The organism is Thioalkalivibrio sp. ALE16 (assembly GCF_000381305.1).
GTDB lineage: Bacteria > Pseudomonadota > Gammaproteobacteria > Ectothiorhodospirales > Ectothiorhodospiraceae > Thioalkalivibrio.
Genome location: NZ_KB906358.1, coordinates 116,341 through 133,265, shown reverse-complemented (window position 1 = coordinate 133,265; position 16,925 = coordinate 116,341). Strand labels below are relative to the sequence as shown.

General features: G+C 68.4%; 11 protein-coding genes and 1 pseudogene. 6 read left to right on the top strand and 6 right to left on the bottom strand.

Annotation, left to right across the window (positions count from 1 at the left end; genetic code table 11):
- Positions 1–9: 9 nt before the first annotated feature.
- The 5 genes from F627_RS0106020 to F627_RS0106000 all read right to left on the bottom strand — a co-directional run bounded on the left by F627_RS0106020 (position 10) and on the right by F627_RS0106000 (position 6,743).
- On the bottom strand, positions 10–687 hold the full coding sequence (locus F627_RS0106020; RefSeq protein ID WP_019583565.1) for a CsiV family protein: 678 nt from the start codon (positions 685–687) through the stop codon (positions 10–12).
- Positions 688–4,158 (bottom strand): transcription-repair coupling factor, encoded by a 3,471-nt coding sequence (mfd, locus tag F627_RS0106015; protein ID WP_019583564.1) that lies wholly within the window; start codon positions 4,156–4,158, stop codon positions 688–690.
- A gap of 249 nt (positions 4,159–4,407) precedes the next feature.
- Complete coding sequence (locus tag F627_RS0106010) at positions 4,408–5,304, bottom strand: carbon-nitrogen hydrolase (protein WP_019583563.1); 897 nt, start codon at positions 5,302–5,304, stop codon at positions 4,408–4,410.
- 21 nt (positions 5,305–5,325) lie between these two features.
- Positions 5,326–6,399 (bottom strand): agmatine/peptidylarginine deiminase, encoded by a 1,074-nt coding sequence (locus F627_RS0106005; RefSeq protein ID WP_019583562.1) that lies wholly within the window; start codon positions 6,397–6,399, stop codon positions 5,326–5,328.
- Positions 6,396–6,743, bottom strand: a complete 348-nt coding sequence (locus tag F627_RS0106000; RefSeq protein ID WP_051074646.1) for a hypothetical protein — start codon at positions 6,741–6,743, stop codon at positions 6,396–6,398. The genes F627_RS0106005 and F627_RS0106000 overlap by 4 nt, the downstream gene beginning before the upstream one ends.
- Positions 6,744–6,866: 123 nt before the next feature.
- On the opposite strand from F627_RS0106000, the gene F627_RS0105995 reads away from it, so the two are divergent.
- A complete protein-coding gene (locus F627_RS0105995; protein ID WP_018866285.1) occupies positions 6,867–8,117 on the top strand; it encodes a lipoprotein-releasing ABC transporter permease subunit in 1,251 nt (416 codons plus the stop codon).
- Positions 8,110–8,829 carry an ABC transporter ATP-binding protein gene (locus F627_RS0105990; RefSeq protein ID WP_019583561.1) on the top strand — a complete coding sequence of 240 codons (720 nt, stop codon included), beginning with the start codon at positions 8,110–8,112 and terminating at the stop codon, positions 8,827–8,829. Before F627_RS0105995 ends, F627_RS0105990 begins: the two co-directional genes overlap by 8 nt.
- A 19-nt stretch (positions 8,830–8,848) precedes the next feature.
- Here the strand turns inward: F627_RS0105990 and F627_RS0105985 are convergent, their stop codons facing one another.
- A complete protein-coding gene (locus F627_RS0105985; protein ID WP_018880646.1) occupies positions 8,849–9,436 on the bottom strand; it encodes a DUF2062 domain-containing protein in 588 nt (195 codons plus the stop codon).
- Between the two features lie 215 nt (positions 9,437–9,651).
- On the opposite strand from F627_RS0105985, the pseudogene F627_RS15575 reads away from it, so the two are divergent.
- The 4 genes and pseudogenes from F627_RS15575 to serC all read left to right on the top strand — a co-directional run bounded on the left by F627_RS15575 (position 9,652) and on the right by serC (position 16,886).
- Positions 9,652–11,965: pseudogene (locus tag F627_RS15575) on the top strand (DNA internalization-related competence protein ComEC/Rec2).
- 4 nt (positions 11,966–11,969) lie between these two features.
- A complete protein-coding gene (gene mtnA / locus F627_RS0105975; RefSeq protein WP_018875455.1) occupies positions 11,970–13,046 on the top strand; it encodes an S-methyl-5-thioribose-1-phosphate isomerase in 1,077 nt (358 codons plus the stop codon).
- Positions 13,047–13,188: 142 nt separating this feature from the next.
- A complete protein-coding gene (gene gyrA, locus F627_RS0105970) occupies positions 13,189–15,807 on the top strand; it encodes a DNA gyrase subunit A (RefSeq protein ID WP_019583559.1) in 2,619 nt (872 codons plus the stop codon).
- On the top strand, positions 15,804–16,886 hold the full coding sequence (serC, locus tag F627_RS0105965) for a 3-phosphoserine/phosphohydroxythreonine transaminase (protein WP_018866291.1): 1,083 nt from the start codon (positions 15,804–15,806) through the stop codon (positions 16,884–16,886). The genes gyrA and serC overlap by 4 nt, the downstream gene beginning before the upstream one ends.
- Positions 16,887–16,925: the final 39 nt, after the last annotated feature.

Sequence of the window (16,925 nt, the reverse complement as noted above, 5' to 3'; positions counted from 1 at the left end):
TCGGGCGCGTCAGGTCTCGTCGATGCGGGTGACGCGGGCGATCATGCCGATCACCGGGTGATCCAGGTAGAACAGGTCATCGCCGGAGTTCATGCGCTGGCTGCCGCGCACCGTGATTGCGCGTGGGGGGCGGTCGTCCAGCGGCTCCTCGACGTGGTAGATGAGGTCGGTCTCCAGGTGGAGGAAGCGTCCCACCCAGATGCGCAGGCGGCCCTCCAGCTCGAAGCGCTCCTCGACGGCTTCGGCCAGCGGGCGGGGTGACAGGCCGCTCGCATCCCCGAGGGCATCGTGCACCCCCAGGCGCCGCCCCTGCTGGACCCGCAGCCAGGGGGCCGACGCATGGTCGCGCCCGGTCTGGTCCCAGGCGAGGCGGGCGATGATACGCCCGGCGCCGGAATCCTCCACGCGCCGTACCACCCGCTGCAGTTCGAAGCCGCGGCGCGAATCCCGGTAGTTCCGCCCACCCAGCTCCGATTCGCCGAACAGCGGCTCGCGCGGGGCCGCGAGCTCCATCTGCAGCCGCCGGCTCTCCTCTGTGCGGTGCTCGAAGATCACCAGTTCGATGCGGTACCGGCGCCCGGCCTGGGCGAGTACCGGGCCGCTCAGGCCGGCCACGGGCAGGGCGGCCAGTCCGGTCAGGATCCGGCGACGCAGGGGATTCGGGACGGGAAAGGTGTTCTTGGGCATTCAGGCGGCCTGCTGTTCGGGGCTGATGGTATCCAGTAGACGCAGAACGGCCTGCGCCCGGGCCTCCAGTGTCTCCATTGGTGCGAAGAAACGGAAGGCCTTCTGGCCGTCCAGTTTGTACGCCTGCGGATCGGATTGCACCAGCTGGATCAGGGCCGCGATGTCCAGATTGGGACTCGGCCCAAAGACCAGACGGCCCCCGGCCGGTCCCAGTTCCAGCTTGCGGATGCCGAGCGGCGTGAGCTTCAGGCGCAGGCGGGCCGCCTCCATCAGGGCCTTGGCCGGGGCGGGGAGCAGGCCGAAGCGGTCCACCAGTTCGACCTCCAGCTCGCGCAGGGCGTTGGCAGAGGCGGCGCTGCTGATCCGCTTGTAGAGGATCAGCCGGGTATGCACGTCGGGTACGTAGTCGTCCGGGAGCAGGGCCGGCAGGCCCAGCTCGACCTCGGTGCCGGTGGCCTCGGGCCCCTCCAGCTCCGGGATCTTGCCGGAGCGCAGGGCGTTCACCGCGCGGTTGAGCAGGTCGTTGTACATCGAGAAGCCGACCTCGTGGATCTGCCCGCTCTGTTCATCGCCCAGCAGTTCGCCAGCGCCGCGGATCTCCAGGTCGTGGCTGGCCAGGGTGAAACCGACGCCCAGGTCTTCCAGCGAGGCAATGGCCTCCAGGCGCTTCTTCGCGTCGGCGGTCATGGCCTTTTCCGGTGGCGTGATCAGGTAGGCATAGGCGCGGTGGTGCGAACGGCCGACGCGCCCGCGCAGCTGGTGCATCTGCGCCAGGCCCAGCTTGTCGGCACGGTTCATCACGATGGTATTGGCGGTGGGGACGTCGATCCCGGTTTCGATGATCGTGGTGCAGACCAGAATGTTGTAGCGCCGGTGATAGAAGTCGAGCATCACCTGTTCCAGCTCGCGTTCGCGCATCTGGCCGTGCGCGATTCCTACCCGCGCACCGGGCAGCAGCTCCTGCACGCGCTGGGCGGTGCGCTCGATGGTGTTCACCTCGTTGTGCAGGAAGTACACCTGGCCGCCCCGACGGATCTCGCGCAGGCAGGCCTCCTGGATAATGGCGTCGTTCCATTCGTTGACGAAGGTCTTGATCGCCAGGCGCTCGCGCGGCGGGGTGGTGATCACCGACAGGTCGCGCAGGCCGGCCAGGGCCATGTTCAGGGTGCGCGGGATCGGGGTCGCGGTCAGGGTGAGCATGTCCACTTCGGCGCGCAGCTTCTTCAGCGCCTCCTTGTGGCGCACGCCGAAGCGCTGTTCCTCGTCAACGATCACCAGTCCCAGGTTGGAGAAGTCGAGGTTGGCCTGCAGCAGCTTGTGGGTGCCGATCACGATGTCGACCTTGCCGTCCTTCAGGCCTTCCAGCACCCCGGCCTGCTGCTTGGCACTGCGAAAACGCGACAGGGACTCGATACGGACCGGCCAGTCGGCGAAACGGTCGGTGAAATTCTGATGATGCTGCTGGGCGAGCAGGGTGGTGGGGACCAGCACCACCACCTGCTTGTTGTTCTGCACCGCGACGAACGCGGCGCGCATCGCCACCTCGGTCTTGCCGAAGCCGACATCGCCACAGATCACGCGATCCATGGGCCGGGTATCGGCCATGTCCGCGAGGACCGCGTCGATCGCCTGTTGCTGGTCCAGGGTCTCCTCGAACGGGAATCCCGCGGCGAAGCCGTGATATTCGGGGGTGTCGGTGGCGAAGACGGTGCCCTGTTTCGCCGCGCGCCGGGCGTGGATGTCCAGCAGTTCCGCAGCCACGTCACGCGCCTTTTCCGCGGCCTTGCGGCGCGCCTTGTCCCATTGTTCGCTGCCGAGCCGGTGCAGCGGGGCATGCTCGGCGTCGGCGCCGGTGTAACGGCTGATCAGATGCAGCGAGGAGACCGGCACATAGAGCTTGGCGCCATCGGCGTATTCCAGGGTCAGGAACTCGGAGGGCTGGCCGTTGAAGTCGAGGGTCTGCAGCCCGAGGTAGCGGCCCACGCCCTGTTCCTCGTGTACCACCGGGGCGCCGATGGTGAGGTCGCTGAGGTTCTGCACAACCGCATCCGCATCCCGGGTGCTGCGGTTGCGGCCGCGGGTCTGCCGGGCCCGTTCGCCGAGCAGCGCGGCCTCGGGGGCGACCGCGACGCCATCGGGCAGGACGAAACCCTCCCCGAGGGCGGCGACGGTGACGTGCAGGCCCGCCCCGGCATCGAGGAAGGCGTCCCAGTTCTCCACTGGATGGTGCGGGACGGCCTGTTCCCGCAGCAGGGTCAGCAGGGCCTCGCGCCGCCCGGCCGATTCCGCGGTGAGCAAGACTCGCTGCTGCCCCTCGATGAACGCCTTCAGCCGCTGGGCCGGGTCTTCGCGACCCTGCTGCATCCCCAGTTCCGGGAGCGGGTCGCAGGTGAACGCGATTTCGGCGCCACGGTCCGCGGGAAGTGGTGCGGCCGGGTGGCCCATGGCCACCCCGGAGTGCGCGCGCAGGGCGTTCCCGAGCTGGTCGATATCCAGATAAAGCCGCTCCGGCGGCAGCAGCGGGCGATCGTACTGGTGGCTCAACTGCTCGAAGCGATCGCGGATCTCCTGCGCAAACTCCTCCGCGGCGCCGGCGATATTGCCGAGCTGCACCACCTGGGCCTCGGGGCAGTAGTCGAACACCGTGTCCATGCCCTCGAAGAACAGTGGCAGGTAGGCCTCGATACCCGGCGGGACCAGCCCCTCGCTGATGTCGCGGTAGATCGGGTGCCGGGTCGGGTCGCCGGCGAACTGAGCCCGGTAGCGTGTCCGGAATTCGCGGATGGCCGTATCGTTCAGCGGGAACTCGTGGCTGGGGAGGATCTCCAGGCGCTCGACCTTTTCGGTGGAGCGCTGCGATTCCGGATCGAACTGGCGCAGGGAGTCGATCTCGTCATCCAGGAACTCGATACGCACGGGCTCGTCGGCACCCATCGGGAACAGGTCCAGGATCTCCCCGCGGGCCGCGAACTCGCCATGGCTGATGACCTGCTGCACGGCGTTGTAACCGGCCTCGGCGAGATTCTCGCGCAGGGTCATGCGGTCCAGCCGCTGGCCGGTCTGCAGGGAGAGCCCCTGACTGGTCAGCCAGTCGCGCGGCGGGAGACGCTGCATCAGGGTGGAGACCGGCATCAGCACAATGCCGCGTTCCAGACCGGGGAGGTGGTACAGCGTGCGCAGGCGTTCCGAAATGATGTCCTCGTGCGGGGAGAACACATCGAACGGCAGGGTTTCCCAGTCCGGCAGGCGCAGCAGCGGAAGGTCGCGGTCGCCGGCAAAGAACTCCCATTCCTCCTGCCAGCGGTCGGCGGCCTCGTTGGATTCCGTGATGACTAGCAGCGGGCGATCGAACGCCGCAGCATTGCGGGACAGGGCGAGGGTCGCCGCCGTGGCGTTGAGTCCCGACCAGATCTCGAAACCGGAGCCGGGGAGGCGACCGGGCAGAAGCGGATTGCGCCGTTTTTCGGACATGGGCCTGCGGATCGGGGCTGCGGAAAGGGCAGCGATTATACGGATTCCGCCGCACGGGTGCGCGAGGTCCTTGTGTCGATCAAGGGCGATTCACAGGAAGCCTGGAAGGCAAGAAGGGTTTCAGGGTGAAGAAATCATGAGGACGCCGTTGCCTGACACGGCGCCTGTCGTGCCCCTGCGGCCGCTCAAATCATCCCCCTTCCAATCTTCCCTTCTTCCTGTAAACGCTTTTGTTTGCGTTCAGGGGAATCAGTCGGGGTCGATGTAGCGCTTGAGGATGGGGGCGTAGGCGTCGATGCGGCGGTCGCGGAGGAAGGGCCACTGGCGACGCACGGCCTCGGTGCGGCCGCGATCGAGCTCGACAGCGAGGATCTCCGGCGCGTCCTCGCCGGCGCGGGCCAGGAACTCCCCCTGGGGACCGGCGACGAAGCTCGTGCCCCAGAAGGTTGCGCCGGGCGAATGCCCCGAGGGGTCGGGCTCGTGGCCGGTGCGATTGCAGGCGATCACCGGGAGGTTGTTGGCCACGGCGTGGCCGCGCTGGACAGTGATCCAGGCCTCCTGCTGGCGACGCTGTTCCTCCGGTGTGTCCTGCGGGTCCCAGCCGATCGCGGTCGGGTAGATCAGGACCTCGGCGCCGGACAGCGCCATGATGCGCGCAGCCTCGGGATACCACTGGTCCCAGCAGACCAGGACGCCAAGCCGGCCGACGGAGGTGTCGATGGGCACAAAGCCGGTATCGCCCGGCGTGAAGTAGTACTTCTCGTAGTAACCCGGGTCGTCCGGGATGTGCATCTTGCGGTAGGTGCCGACCTGGCGGCCGTCGGTTTCGAAGACCACGGCGGTGTTGTGATAGAGCCCCGGGGCGCGCCGCTCGAACAGGGAGCCGACGAGGACCACGCCGTGCTCTCGCGCGATCGCCGCCAGGCGTTCGCTGCTGGGACCGGGGATCGGTTCGGCCGCATCGAAGGTGGCGAGATCCTCGGTCTGGCAGAAATAGGGGCCGGTATGCAGTTCGGCCAGGACCACCAGGCGGGCACCGTTCGCCGCGGCCGTAGCCACGGCCGCAGCGGTGGCGTCGAGGTTGGCCTCGACGCTGCCGGCGTCCTGGTGCTGAATCAGGGCAACGGACAGGGTGTCACGGGACATGATGGGGACTCGGGCTGGCGGTTATTCCTGCGGGATGCCGAGGGCGGCCGCGGGATACTGCATGGTCAGGCAGTGAAGGCTGCCACCCTGACGAATAATGGGGCGGCAGTCGATTTCCACGATCTCGCGTCCCGGAAAGGCCTCGGCAAGCCGGTCCCGCGCGAGGGCATCCGCGGCATCGTCATACACCGGCAGGAGGACGGCTCCGTTCAGGATCAGGAAATTCGCATAGGTCGCGGCCAGTCGCCGGCCATCCTCGAAGATCGGGGCGGGCCAGGGCAGAGGGATCAGGCGGTAGGGTTCGCCGGACGGCTGCCGCAGGGCCCGTAGCTCCTGTTCCATTGCCTGCAGTTCCGGGTAGTGCGGATCCTGCGGGTCGTCGCACTGGACGTAGGCGATGGTGTCCTGCGCACAGAAGCGCGCCAGCGTGTCGATATGGGCGTCGGTGTCGTCGCCCTCCAGCTGGCCGTGTTCCAGCCAGAGCACGCGCCGGGCCCCCAGCCATCGGGCCAGGCTTTGCTCGATGCCTGCGCGATCCAGCTGCGGGTTCCGGGTGGCGGACAGCAGACAGCGCGCGGTGGTCAGCAGGGTGCCGGCGCCGTCCGATTCGATGGAGCCTCCCTCCAGGACCAGGCCGGTCGGCTCCGGCACGCAGCTCCCGAAGACGCCCTGGCTCGCGAGGGCCCGGGTGATGCCGTCGTCGAGGTCCGCGGGATACTTGCCCCCCCAGCCATTGAAGGTGAAGTCCAGCAGGCGCGGCTGGTCGCCATCGAATACGGTGATCGCGCCATGATCGCGCGCCCAGGTGTCATTGCTGGGGGCCAGCGCGAACCACAGGCGATCCGGACGGATCGCGGTCTCGGTGAGAAAGCCGGAGATCTCCTCGATGTGTTCAGGGTCGCGCGCGACGATAATCACCGGTTGGTACTGGCTGATGCTCGCCGCGATCAGCGCGAACACCGGATGCACCTGTTCCAGGACCGGGGCCCAGTCGGTGTCATCATGCGGCCAGGTGAGCTGGATCGCGCCCTGGGGCTCCCATTCGGCCGGGAGCCGGCGTTGCGTCATTGTCGGGCCGGTTTCCCCGGTGCTCATGGACGATCGGCGCTGGATCCGTTGCGCACGGCACTGTGCAGGACGTATTCGCCCTCGAACACCACGGAGAAGTCGGCGTAGTCCCAGCGCGTAATCGGCGGGTCGCCCACCGTGGCATGGCGTCGCTCGGGCTCGCCGTGCTGGCGGATTACCGCGGCCTGGGTCTGGCCACGGGTGGGAACCCCTTCGCGTTCCTTCACGGTGAATCCACCATCGGGACTGCGCAGGATGTCGGCCGATGCAGTCGCCATGGCCCCGGCAAACAATGCCAGGACGAGGGCGCTGGCGACGGTGCGCACAGTGGTCTTCGGGGTGGGGTTAGAGGCGTTGCATTTCCCTGGCATGGCCGACTCTCCGTTTGCTGGACAGTCCCATGGTAGCGTCTAGCGTGACGCCATGCCTCCCCTCCCTCAACGCAGGTCCGCCGGGCTATAGGCGCGAACGGGTATCTCTGGCATGATTTCGCGATGTTTCGCCCCCTGACCCTCGCCATCGGCCTGCGCTACACGCGCGCGAAGCGGCGCAATCACTTCATCTCGTTCATCTCGGTGGTGTCCATCATCGGGCTGGCCCTGGGCGTGATGGCGTTGATCACGGTGCTGTCGGTGATGAACGGGTTCGAACGCGAGTTGCGCGACCGCATCCTGGGCATGGCCTCGCATGCCACGATCCGCGAGGCCAATGGCGGGCTGCGGGATTGGGAACGCCTGCAGCGCGAGGCCCCGGAGATCGACGAGCGCGTGGTCGCGGCCGCGCCGTATGTCCAGGGCGAGGCCATGCTGAGTGCGCGCGGGAATATCTCCGGGGCACTGATCCGGGGCGTGGAGCCCGAGGCAGAGGAGCGCGTCGCGCGCATTGCCGAGCACATGCTGCAGGGCGAGCTGGGCAGCCTGGAGGCGGGGCGCTACCGGGTGGTGCTCGGGCGGGAACTGGCGGCCGAACTGCGCGTCCGGGTCGGCGACTCGATCATCCTGATGGCGCCTCAGGCCTCGGTCTCGCCGGCCGGCGTGATGCCGCGCATGCGCCGCTTCGAGGTCTCCGGCCTGTTCGAGGTGGGGATGTACGAGTACGACCGCGGGACGGCGTTCATCCACCTGGAAGACGCCCAGGCGGTGTTTCAGATGGGCGAACAGGTGACCGGGCTGCGGCTGCGCCTGACCGACATGATGGAAGCGGGTGTGGTAGCCCGCGACGTGGCGGCCCAGCTGGACGGGCTTTTTCGGGTGTCCGACTGGACACGCCAGCACGCCAACCTGTTCCGCGCGATCCAGATGGAAAAGATGGTGATGTTCATCATCCTGTCGCTGATCGTCGCGGTCGCGGCCTTCAACATCGTCTCGACCCTGATCATGCTGGTCACCGACAAGCAGGGAGACATTGCCATTCTGCGTACGCTCGGGCTGTCGCCGGCGGGGATCATGGTGATCTTCATGGTCCAGGGGGTGGTGATCGGGGCGATCGGGATCCTGCTGGGCACCATCGCCGGGGTGTCGCTGGCCGCGAACATCGACGTGGTGGTCCCCTTCATCGAGCGGGTCTCCGGCATCGAGTTCCTGTCCGCCGAGGTGTACTACATCAGCGACCTGCCCTCGGAGCTCAAGCTTGCGGATGTGCTCCGGGTCGGGGTGCTCGGCTTCCTGCTGACCGTGGTGGCCACACTGTTCCCGGCCTGGCGTGCCGCCCGCACCCAGCCGGCGGAGGCGCTGCGCTATGACTGATCACGCCACCCCGGTCCTCGAGGCGGTCGGTCTGGAGCGCCGTTTCCGCGACGGCAAGCTGGACGTGGCCGTTCTCAGCGGGGTGGACTTTGCCCTGCAGCCCGGCGACCAGACGGCGATCATCGGGGCCTCGGGGAGCGGCAAGAGCACTTTGCTGCACCTGCTGGGCGGGCTGGACCGCCCGACGGCGGGGTCCGTGCGCCTGCTGGGAATGGACTGGACCCGCATGAGCGAGGCCCGACGTGGCCACCTGCGCAACCAGCACCTCGGCTTCGTCTACCAGTTTCACCACCTGCTGCCCGAGCTGACCGCGGCGGAGAACGTGGCCCTGCCACTGCTCATCCGCGGGGTCTCCAACCGCAAGGCCCGGGCCGAGGCACGCCACTGGCTGGGCCAGGTGGACCTGGAACCCCGCCTGGAACACAAGCCCGCGGAGCTCTCCGGTGGCGAACGCCAGCGGGTCGCAATCGCCCGGGCGCTGGTGACGCGCCCCTCGGCCATCCTGGCGGACGAACCCACCGGCAACCTGGACCAGGAACGGGCGGCGCAGGTGTTCGAGTTGCTGCGCGCGATGAACCGTTCCACCGGGACTGCTCTGGCCCTGGTGACCCACGACATCACTCTGGCGCGCGAGCTTGATCGCTCGGTCCAACTGGTCAAGGGCCATCTGGAGCTGGAACCGTTCGACGGTCAGCTCGCCACGCACGAATAGACCGCGTGTCTCTCTCGCTTCAGGCGCCCCGGTCATCCGGCGGGCGGCCATCCCGCCGCGCGGCCGCCTGGCGTTCCGCCATTTCCTTGCGCAGCCGTCGCAGGTAACGCCGGCTGCGCACGCGCTGGACGACGTTCAGCCGCCACAGGAAACGCACCAGCAAGTAGCCCGAGAGGCCGGCTGCCACGCCGAGCAGGACGCTGCCCAGGAGCAGGGGCTGCCAGATCGTCAGCAGCTCCGTGGAGAACCACTCCCAGCTCCAGTCCAGATGGATGTCGCGGCGCGGTTCGTCCAGTAGCTTGCGCCCGATCGTGTAGGCCAGATACAACATGGGCGGCATGGTGACCGGGTTGGAGATCCAGACCAGGATCACCGAGATCGGCAGATTGACGCGGACCAGCACGGCCACGGCGGCCGCGATCAGCATCTGCATGGGCAGTGGCAGGAAGGCCACGAAGAGCCCGACGGCAAACGCACCAGCCACGGAGCGGCGGTTCAGATGCCACAAATCCGGCGAACCCAGGCGCGGCCCCAGCGGGGCGAGCGCCTTGTGCCCGCGCATGTGTTCCATGCCGGGAAACATCTTCTTGATGATGTGTCTTGCCATGTACCGGGCTGCCGATGGTCCGTCGTGCGTGGGTGCGCCGCCGCGCACCTGCCGTGCATTCTCGCCGCTATTGTACGTGCGGGACCATGGTCGGCGGGGCAAGCCACATCCGGTCCGGCCATGGCGCCTGGTCAACGGGGCCTTTTGTGACGGGCTTTGCCCTCGGGCTGATCGCGGCGGCGTGGGGCCTTTACCGGCTGCCCGAGCCGGTTCCTTTGATGCCCGGACCCATACTGGCCCTGTTCCTGGCCGCCGCGGGCGTCAGCCTCGGCCTGCGGCGCCTCGGCTATGCGGGTCTCTGGCCCTGGACGCTGGCGCTGGGTGCGCTGCTCGCCTGGGGGCTGGTCCAGCAGAACGCCGACATCTGGCTGGAACATGCGCTGCCTCCCGCCCTGGCCGGGGAGGAGGCCACCGTGTTCGCCACGATCATCAGTCTGCCGGAACATGGCGAACGTCGCAGCCGTTTCCGGATACGAGTGGCCGCGAACCGATCGGGACCGGAAGCGTTTCGGGCGCGCGAACTGCTGGTTTCGACGTACCCCGCGCGCCCCGAGCTCGAGGCGGGATCGCATGGCTACATGACCCTGCGCCTGCGGCCGGCCCGGGGGCCGGCGAATCCGGGTGGGTTCGATCGTGCCGGCTGGTACTACCGCGAGGGCCTGCATGGATCCGCGACACTGCTCGACTTCGAGGCGTTAGAGGACGCCCGGGCACCACGGATTCGGGACGCCCGCTGGCAGGCCGGGTTGCATCGCATGCGCGGTGCGCTGCGCGAGCGCCTGGAACAGGCGGCCCCGGGCCTGCGCCACCCCGGCCTGGTGCAGGCCCTCGTCATCGGCGACCGGCAGGGCATGACCGACGAGGAGTGGCAGGCCTTCCTGCGGACCGGTACCAACCACCTGATGGCGATCTCGGGCCTGCATGTCGGCCTCGTCGCCGGGTTTGTCGGATTGCTCGCGGGGCTTGCCTGGTCCGGTCTCGTCCCGGTGCAGGCGCGGATACGCAAGCCGGCCTTCATGGCGCTGGCGGGCCTCGCCGGGGCTGCGCTCTATGCCGCGCTGGCCGGCTTCAGCATTCCGACCCAGCGCGCGCTGATCATGCTGGCGGCTTTTATGGCCGCGCTGTTGTGGCGGCGCGAGGCGTTTGCCTGGCGCGGACTGATGCTGGCGGCGATCGCCGTGGTGCTGTGGCGGCCGACCAGTGTGCTGGCTCCGGGCTTCTGGTTTTCCTTCGGCGCCGTGGCGGTGATTCTTCTGCTGTTGCAGGGCCGTTCGGGCCGTTCGGGCTGGCGCGCGGCCGGCAGCATTCAGGTGATGCTCGCGCTGGCCATGCTTCCCCTCAGCCTGGCCTGGTTCCAGCTGGGGTCCTGGGTGGCGCCCGTCGCCAATCTGGTGGCGGTACCGGTGATCAGCCTGCTGGTGCTCCCTTTGTTGCTGGTCGGGGCCGGTCTGGCGGCATTGTGGGCACCGCTCGGCCAGCCGTTCCTGCATCTCGGCGACGGGATCCTGATGCTGCTGGTCGGGCTACTGGACGGCCTTTCGCACGTGCCCGTGCTGGTGGACGAGCGGCGGGTGCCGCTGGCGGCCAGCCTCCTGGGCGGGGTCGCGGTGCTGGTCGCCTTGCTGCCGCGCCTGCGCCTCGCCGCTCCGTGGGTGGTGCTGGCCGGCATCGCCCTGGCCCTGCCCATGCGTCCGCAGATCGATGCGGGCAGCGTACGGGCGCTGCTGCTGGATGTAGGGAACGGGCAGTCGCTCTTGCTGCAGACCCGCCACCATGCGTTGTTATGGGATGCCGGTCCCGGGCGCGCCGGGGGCTACAGCGCGGGGGATCAGATCGTGATTCCGAGCCTGCGTGCGGAGGGGGTACGCCGCCTGGACCGCATGATCCTGAGCCACGAGCATGCCGCGCATTCCGGCGGGGCCGCCGCCGTACGCGCGACGCTACCTGTGGGCGAGGTCCTGCGGCGCCGCCCGCAAGGACCCGGGGAACGGCCCTGCGAGGCAGGCGAGGTCTGGGAATGGGATGGCGTCGATTTCGAGATTCTCCATCCACCCGCCGGCTGGGACGGGAGCGCCTCGGCCTCCTGCGTGCTGGCGGTGGAGACGGCTGGCGGTGTGCGGCTGGTACTGACCGGCGGGCTCGGCGGCCTGGGCGAGGCCGTGCTGATGCAGGAAGGGGCGGAACAGCGAAGCAGCGACCTGCTGGTCGTGCCCCGCGGGGCCGGCGCCGACAGCCTGAGCCGCGGCTGGCTGCAGGACGCCCGCCCCGCCATGGCCTGGGCCAGCACCGATGCGCAGGGCAGGGGGCTGGCCGGCGCGGCACGCCAGCGCCTGGACAGGGCCTGCGTCCCGCTGCAGGAGACCGGCCGCCAGGGGGGCCCTGCGGCTTGAGGCGGATACGGAACTGAAGGTCGGGCCCGGCCACCGGGCGGGTTCCCGGCGGTTGTGGCGGCCCGCGCCAGACGCCGGAGCGCCCCTGCCGCCAGGCTGTCCGCGCGGGCCCGAAACCGCAGGCGGGCTGGTAGAATGACGGGATGAACCGTGAACACTCCGACACCATTCGCCCGATTCGCTTTCACCACAGCGAACTTCAGTTGCTCGACCAGCGTCGGCTGCCGGGCGAGAACCTCTGGCAGCGTTACCGGGATGCGCCGGCCGTGGCCGCCGCGATCCGCGACATGGTGGTGCGCGGGGCGCCGGCGATCGGGATTACCGCGGGCTTCGGGGTGGTACTGGCCTGCCAGCGGGCGACCGGGCGGGACGACTGGCGTGCGAGCATTGCGGCGGATATCGAAACCCTGCGCGCGGCGCGTCCCACGGCGGTGAACCTGTTCTGGGCGCTGGATCGCATGCAGGCGCTGGTGGACGCGAGCCCGTCCGCGGAGGCGGCGGTCGCGGCGACACAGGTCGAGGCGGAGTGGATGCTCGAGTCGGACATCGCCGGCAACCGGCGGCTGGGCGCGCTCGGCGCGAGGCTGATCGAGCCGGGGCAGGGGGTGCTGACCCACTGCAACACGGGCTCGCTGGCCACCGGGGGCTACGGCACGGCCCTCGGCGTGATCCGCGCCGCCTGGGATGCCGGACGGATCGAGGAGGTCTTCGCCGACGAGACCCGGCCCTGGCTGCAAGGGAGCCGCCTGACCGCCTGGGAGCTGGTACATGACGGGATCCCCGTACAGGTGCTGTGCGAAGGCGCCGCGGCCAGCCTGTTGCGCTCGGGCCGCGTCGGCTGGGTGATTGTCGGGGCGGACCGGATCGCCGCCAATGGCGACACCGCAAACAAGATCGGGACCTACGGCCTGGCCCTCCTGGCGCGTGCCCACGGGGTCCGGTTCATGGTGGCCGCGCCGGTCGCGACCATCGACTTCGAGATGCCGGACGGGACCGGTATCCCCATCGAGCAGCGCGGCGAGGACGAGGTGCTGGCGCTGGCGGGTCAGCGCGTGGCGGCCGAAGGCGCCCGAGGCTACAACCCGGCCTTCGACGTGACCCCGGCGGAGCTGATCGATGCCATCGTCACCGAACGCGGGGTCGTGGAGGCGCCGACGGCGGAGCGGCTCGCGGCGCTGCGCGAGCCCACGGCCCCGGAGACGCTCGCATCCGCTCACTGACGAGCGCTCAAACGCGCCCCCGGTGGACGGTCTTCGGGCCTGAGAGGCCCGGAGAACCGTTTTGAGGCGCGAAAAGCCGAGCCCCAGTGGTTACCCCTGTGGTATGATCGCGAGCTTGTTCAGACGGACGGCGTAACCCTCGATGGCTGAATTTGCCAAGGAAATCTTCCCGGTCAATCTCGAAGACGAGATGCAGCAGTCCTACCTCGATTACGCAATGAGCGTAATCGTGGGCCGGGCCCTCCCCGATGTCCGTGACGGCCTCAAGCCGGTCCATCGCCGCGTGCTCTACGCGATGCGCGAGCTGGGCAACGACTACAACAAGCCCTACAAGAAGTCGGCGCGTGTGGTCGGTGACGTGATCGGTAAGTACCACCCGCATGGCGATTCCGCCGTTTACGACGCCATCGTGCGCATGGCGCAGCCGTTCTCGATGCGCTACATGCTGGCCGACGGGCAGGGCAACTTCGGCTCCATCGACGGCGACTCCCCGGCGGCCATGCGGTACACCGAGGTGCGCATGGCGCGCATCGCGGCGGAACTGCTGGCCGACATCGACAAGGAAACCGTCGACTTCATCGACAATTACGACGGCTCCGAGAGCGAGCCGGCGGTGCTGCCGAGCAAATTCCCCAACCTGCTGGTCAACGGCTCCGCCGGGATCGCGGTGGGGATGGCGACCAACATCCCTCCGCACAACCTGCGCGAGGTGATCAACGCCTGTGTGGCCCTGATCGACGATCCCGAGATCTCCATCGATGGTCTGATGGAACACCTGCCGGGCCCGGACTTCCCGACGGCCGGCATCATCAACGGCATCGAGGGCGTTCGCGAGGCCTACCGTACCGGTCGCGGCCGGGTCCTGATCCGGGCACGCTCGCATGTCGAGCCGCTGGAGGGTGGCCAGCGCGAGGCGATTGTGGTTACCGAGCTGCCCTACCAGGTGAACAAGGCACGCCTGACCGAGAAGATCGCGGAGCTGGTGAAGGAGAAGCGCATCGAGGGCATCTCCGAGCTGCGCGACGAGTCGGACAAGGACGGCATGCGTCTGGTCATCGAGCTCAAGCGTGGCGAGATGGCCGAGGTGGTCCTGAACCACCTGTACATGCACACCCAGATGCAGAACGTCTTCGGCATCAACATCGTCGCCCTGGTCGACGGACAGCCGAAGGTGCTGGATCTGCGTCAGGTGCTGGAGGCGTTCCTGCGGCATCGCCGCGAGGTGGTCACCCGGCGCACGATCTTCGATCTGCGCAAGGCCCGGGAGCGCGCGCATATCCTGGAAGGCCTGGCGATCGCGCTGGCCAACATCGATCCCGTGATCGAGCTGATCCGTGCCGCCCCCAACCCGGCCGAGGCCAAGGCCGGCCTGCTGGCCCGCGGCTGGCCGCTGGGCGTGGTCAGCGACATGCTGGACCGCGCCGGGGCCAGCGCCTCGCGACCGGAGGACCTGGCGCCGGAATACGGCGTGGGGGACGACGGCTATCGCCTGTCCGAGGCCCAGGCACAGGCGATCCTGGACCTGCGCCTGCACCGCCTGACCGGGCTGGAACAGGACAAGATCCTGGACGAGTACCGCGAGCTGCTGGAGCTGATCGACGACCTGCTGGATATCCTCGGCTCCGGCGATCGCCTGCAACTGGAGATCCGCAACGAGCTGCTGGCCGTGGCCGAACAGTTTGGCGACGAGCGCCGCAGCGAGATCCGCGAACGCCAGGCCAACCTGACCCTGGAAGACCTGATCGGCGAGGAGGACGTGGTCGTCACGCTCTCGCACGCCGGCTACGTGAAGTACCAGCCAGTGGCGGACTACCGCGCGCAGCGCCGGGGCGGGCGTGGCAAGGCCGCGACCAGCTTCAAGGAAGAGGACTTCATCGACCGTCTGGTGGTGGCCAACACGCACGACACGATCCTGTGCTTCTCCAGCCGGGGTCGGGTGTACTGGCTGAAGGTCTACGAGCTGCCGCAGGGCTCGCGCGCCTCGCGCGGCAAGCCGATCGTGAACCTGCTGCCGCTGGAGTCCGACGAGCGGATCAACGCGATCCTCCCGGTGCGCGAATACGACCCGGACCACTATGTGTTCATGGTCACCGCGCAGGGGACAGTCAAGAAGACACCGCTGACGGATTTCTCGCGCCGCCGGGCCTCCGGCATCATCGCGGTGGACCTGCGCGAAGGCGACCACCTGGTGGACGTCTCCCTGACCGACGGCACCCTGGACGTGATGCTGGTGACCACGGCCGGCAAGGCCGTGCGCTTCCACGAGAGCGATGTGCGCGCCATGGGGCGTACCGCCTGTGGCGTGCGCGGGGTGCGCATGGAAGGCGATCACCGGGTGATCACCCTGCTGAATGTGGACGAGGGATCGGCGCTGCTGGCGACCGAGCATGGCTACGGCAAACGCACCCGCTTCGACGAGTTCCCGGTCCACCGCCGTGGCGGCCAGGGCGTGATCGCGATCCAGACCGAGGGGCGCAACGGCCCGCTGGTCGGGGCTTCGCGGGTCCTGGACGATGACGAGGTGATGCTGATCACCAACGGCGGGACCCTGGTGCGCACGCCGGTGGATCAGATTCCGCTGATCGGGCGCAATACGCAGGGCGTGCGGCTGATTCGGCTTGACGAAGGCGAGAACCTGGTCGAGCTGGCCCGCGTGGCCCAGCTGCAGGGCGAGGCCGGCGACGAAGAATCCGACGAGATGGGAACCGGAGCGGACCCGGAGACGGGTCCCGAATCCAGCGACGATGGAGAACAGGCATGACGCGAGTGATGAACTTCAGCGCGGGGCCGGCGGCCCTGCCGCAGGCGGTACTCGAGCGGGCGCGTGACGAGCTGCTGGACTTCCGCGGGTCCGGGATGTCGGTGATGGAGATGAGTCACCGCGGCAAGCCGTTCATGGCCGTGGCCGAGAAGGCCGAGCAGGACCTGCGCAAGCTGATGAACATCCCCGAGAACTATTCGGTCCTGTTCCTGCAGGGCGGGGCGACCGGACAGTTCGCGGCCATCCCGCTGAACCTGGCCAATGGCCAGAGCACCGACTACATCGATACCGGGGCCTGGTCCGGCAAGGCGATCAAGGAGGCCCAGAAATACGGACCGGTGAACATCGTGGCGAGTTCGCAGGCAAGCGGCTACGACTCGATCCCGGATCGTGCCTCCTGGAACCTGGACCCCAATGCCGCCTACGTGCACTACACGCCGAACGAGACCATCGGCGGCGTGGAGTTTCCCGATATCCCGGATGTGGGTGACGTGCCGCTGGTCGCGGACATGTCCTCGACCATCCTGTCGCGCCCGATCGATGTCTCGAAGTTTGGCGTGATCTATGCCGGGGCGCAGAAGAATATCGGCCCGGCCGGCCTGACCGTGGTGATCGTGCGCAACGACCTGCTGGAACGCGAGCGCCAGGCACCCGTGCCGGCAGTGCTGGACTGGGCCCTGCAGGCGAAGAATGACTCGATGTACAACACCCCGCCGACCTTTGGCTGGTACCTGGCCGGGCTGGTATTCGAGTGGCTGCTGGAGCAGGGCGGCCTGGAGGCGATGGCCGAGATCAACCAGCGCAAGGCGGCCAAGCTGTACCAGTACATCGACAATTCCGCCTTCTACCGGAACCCGGTGGAGCCCGCGGCCCGCTCCTGGATGAACGTGCCGTTCATCCTCGCGGACGACGCCCTGGACGGGTCCTTCCTGAACGAGGCCGATGCGGCCGGCCTGTCCTCGCTGAAGGGCCACCGGTCGGTGGGCGGCATGCGCGCCAGCATCTACAACGCCGTTCCGGAGAGCGCCGTGGATGCGCTGATCGAGTTCATGGCGGACTTCGAGAACCGCCACGCCTGATCCCGTCGAATCGCTGTTGCCGGGGACGCTACCGGACGA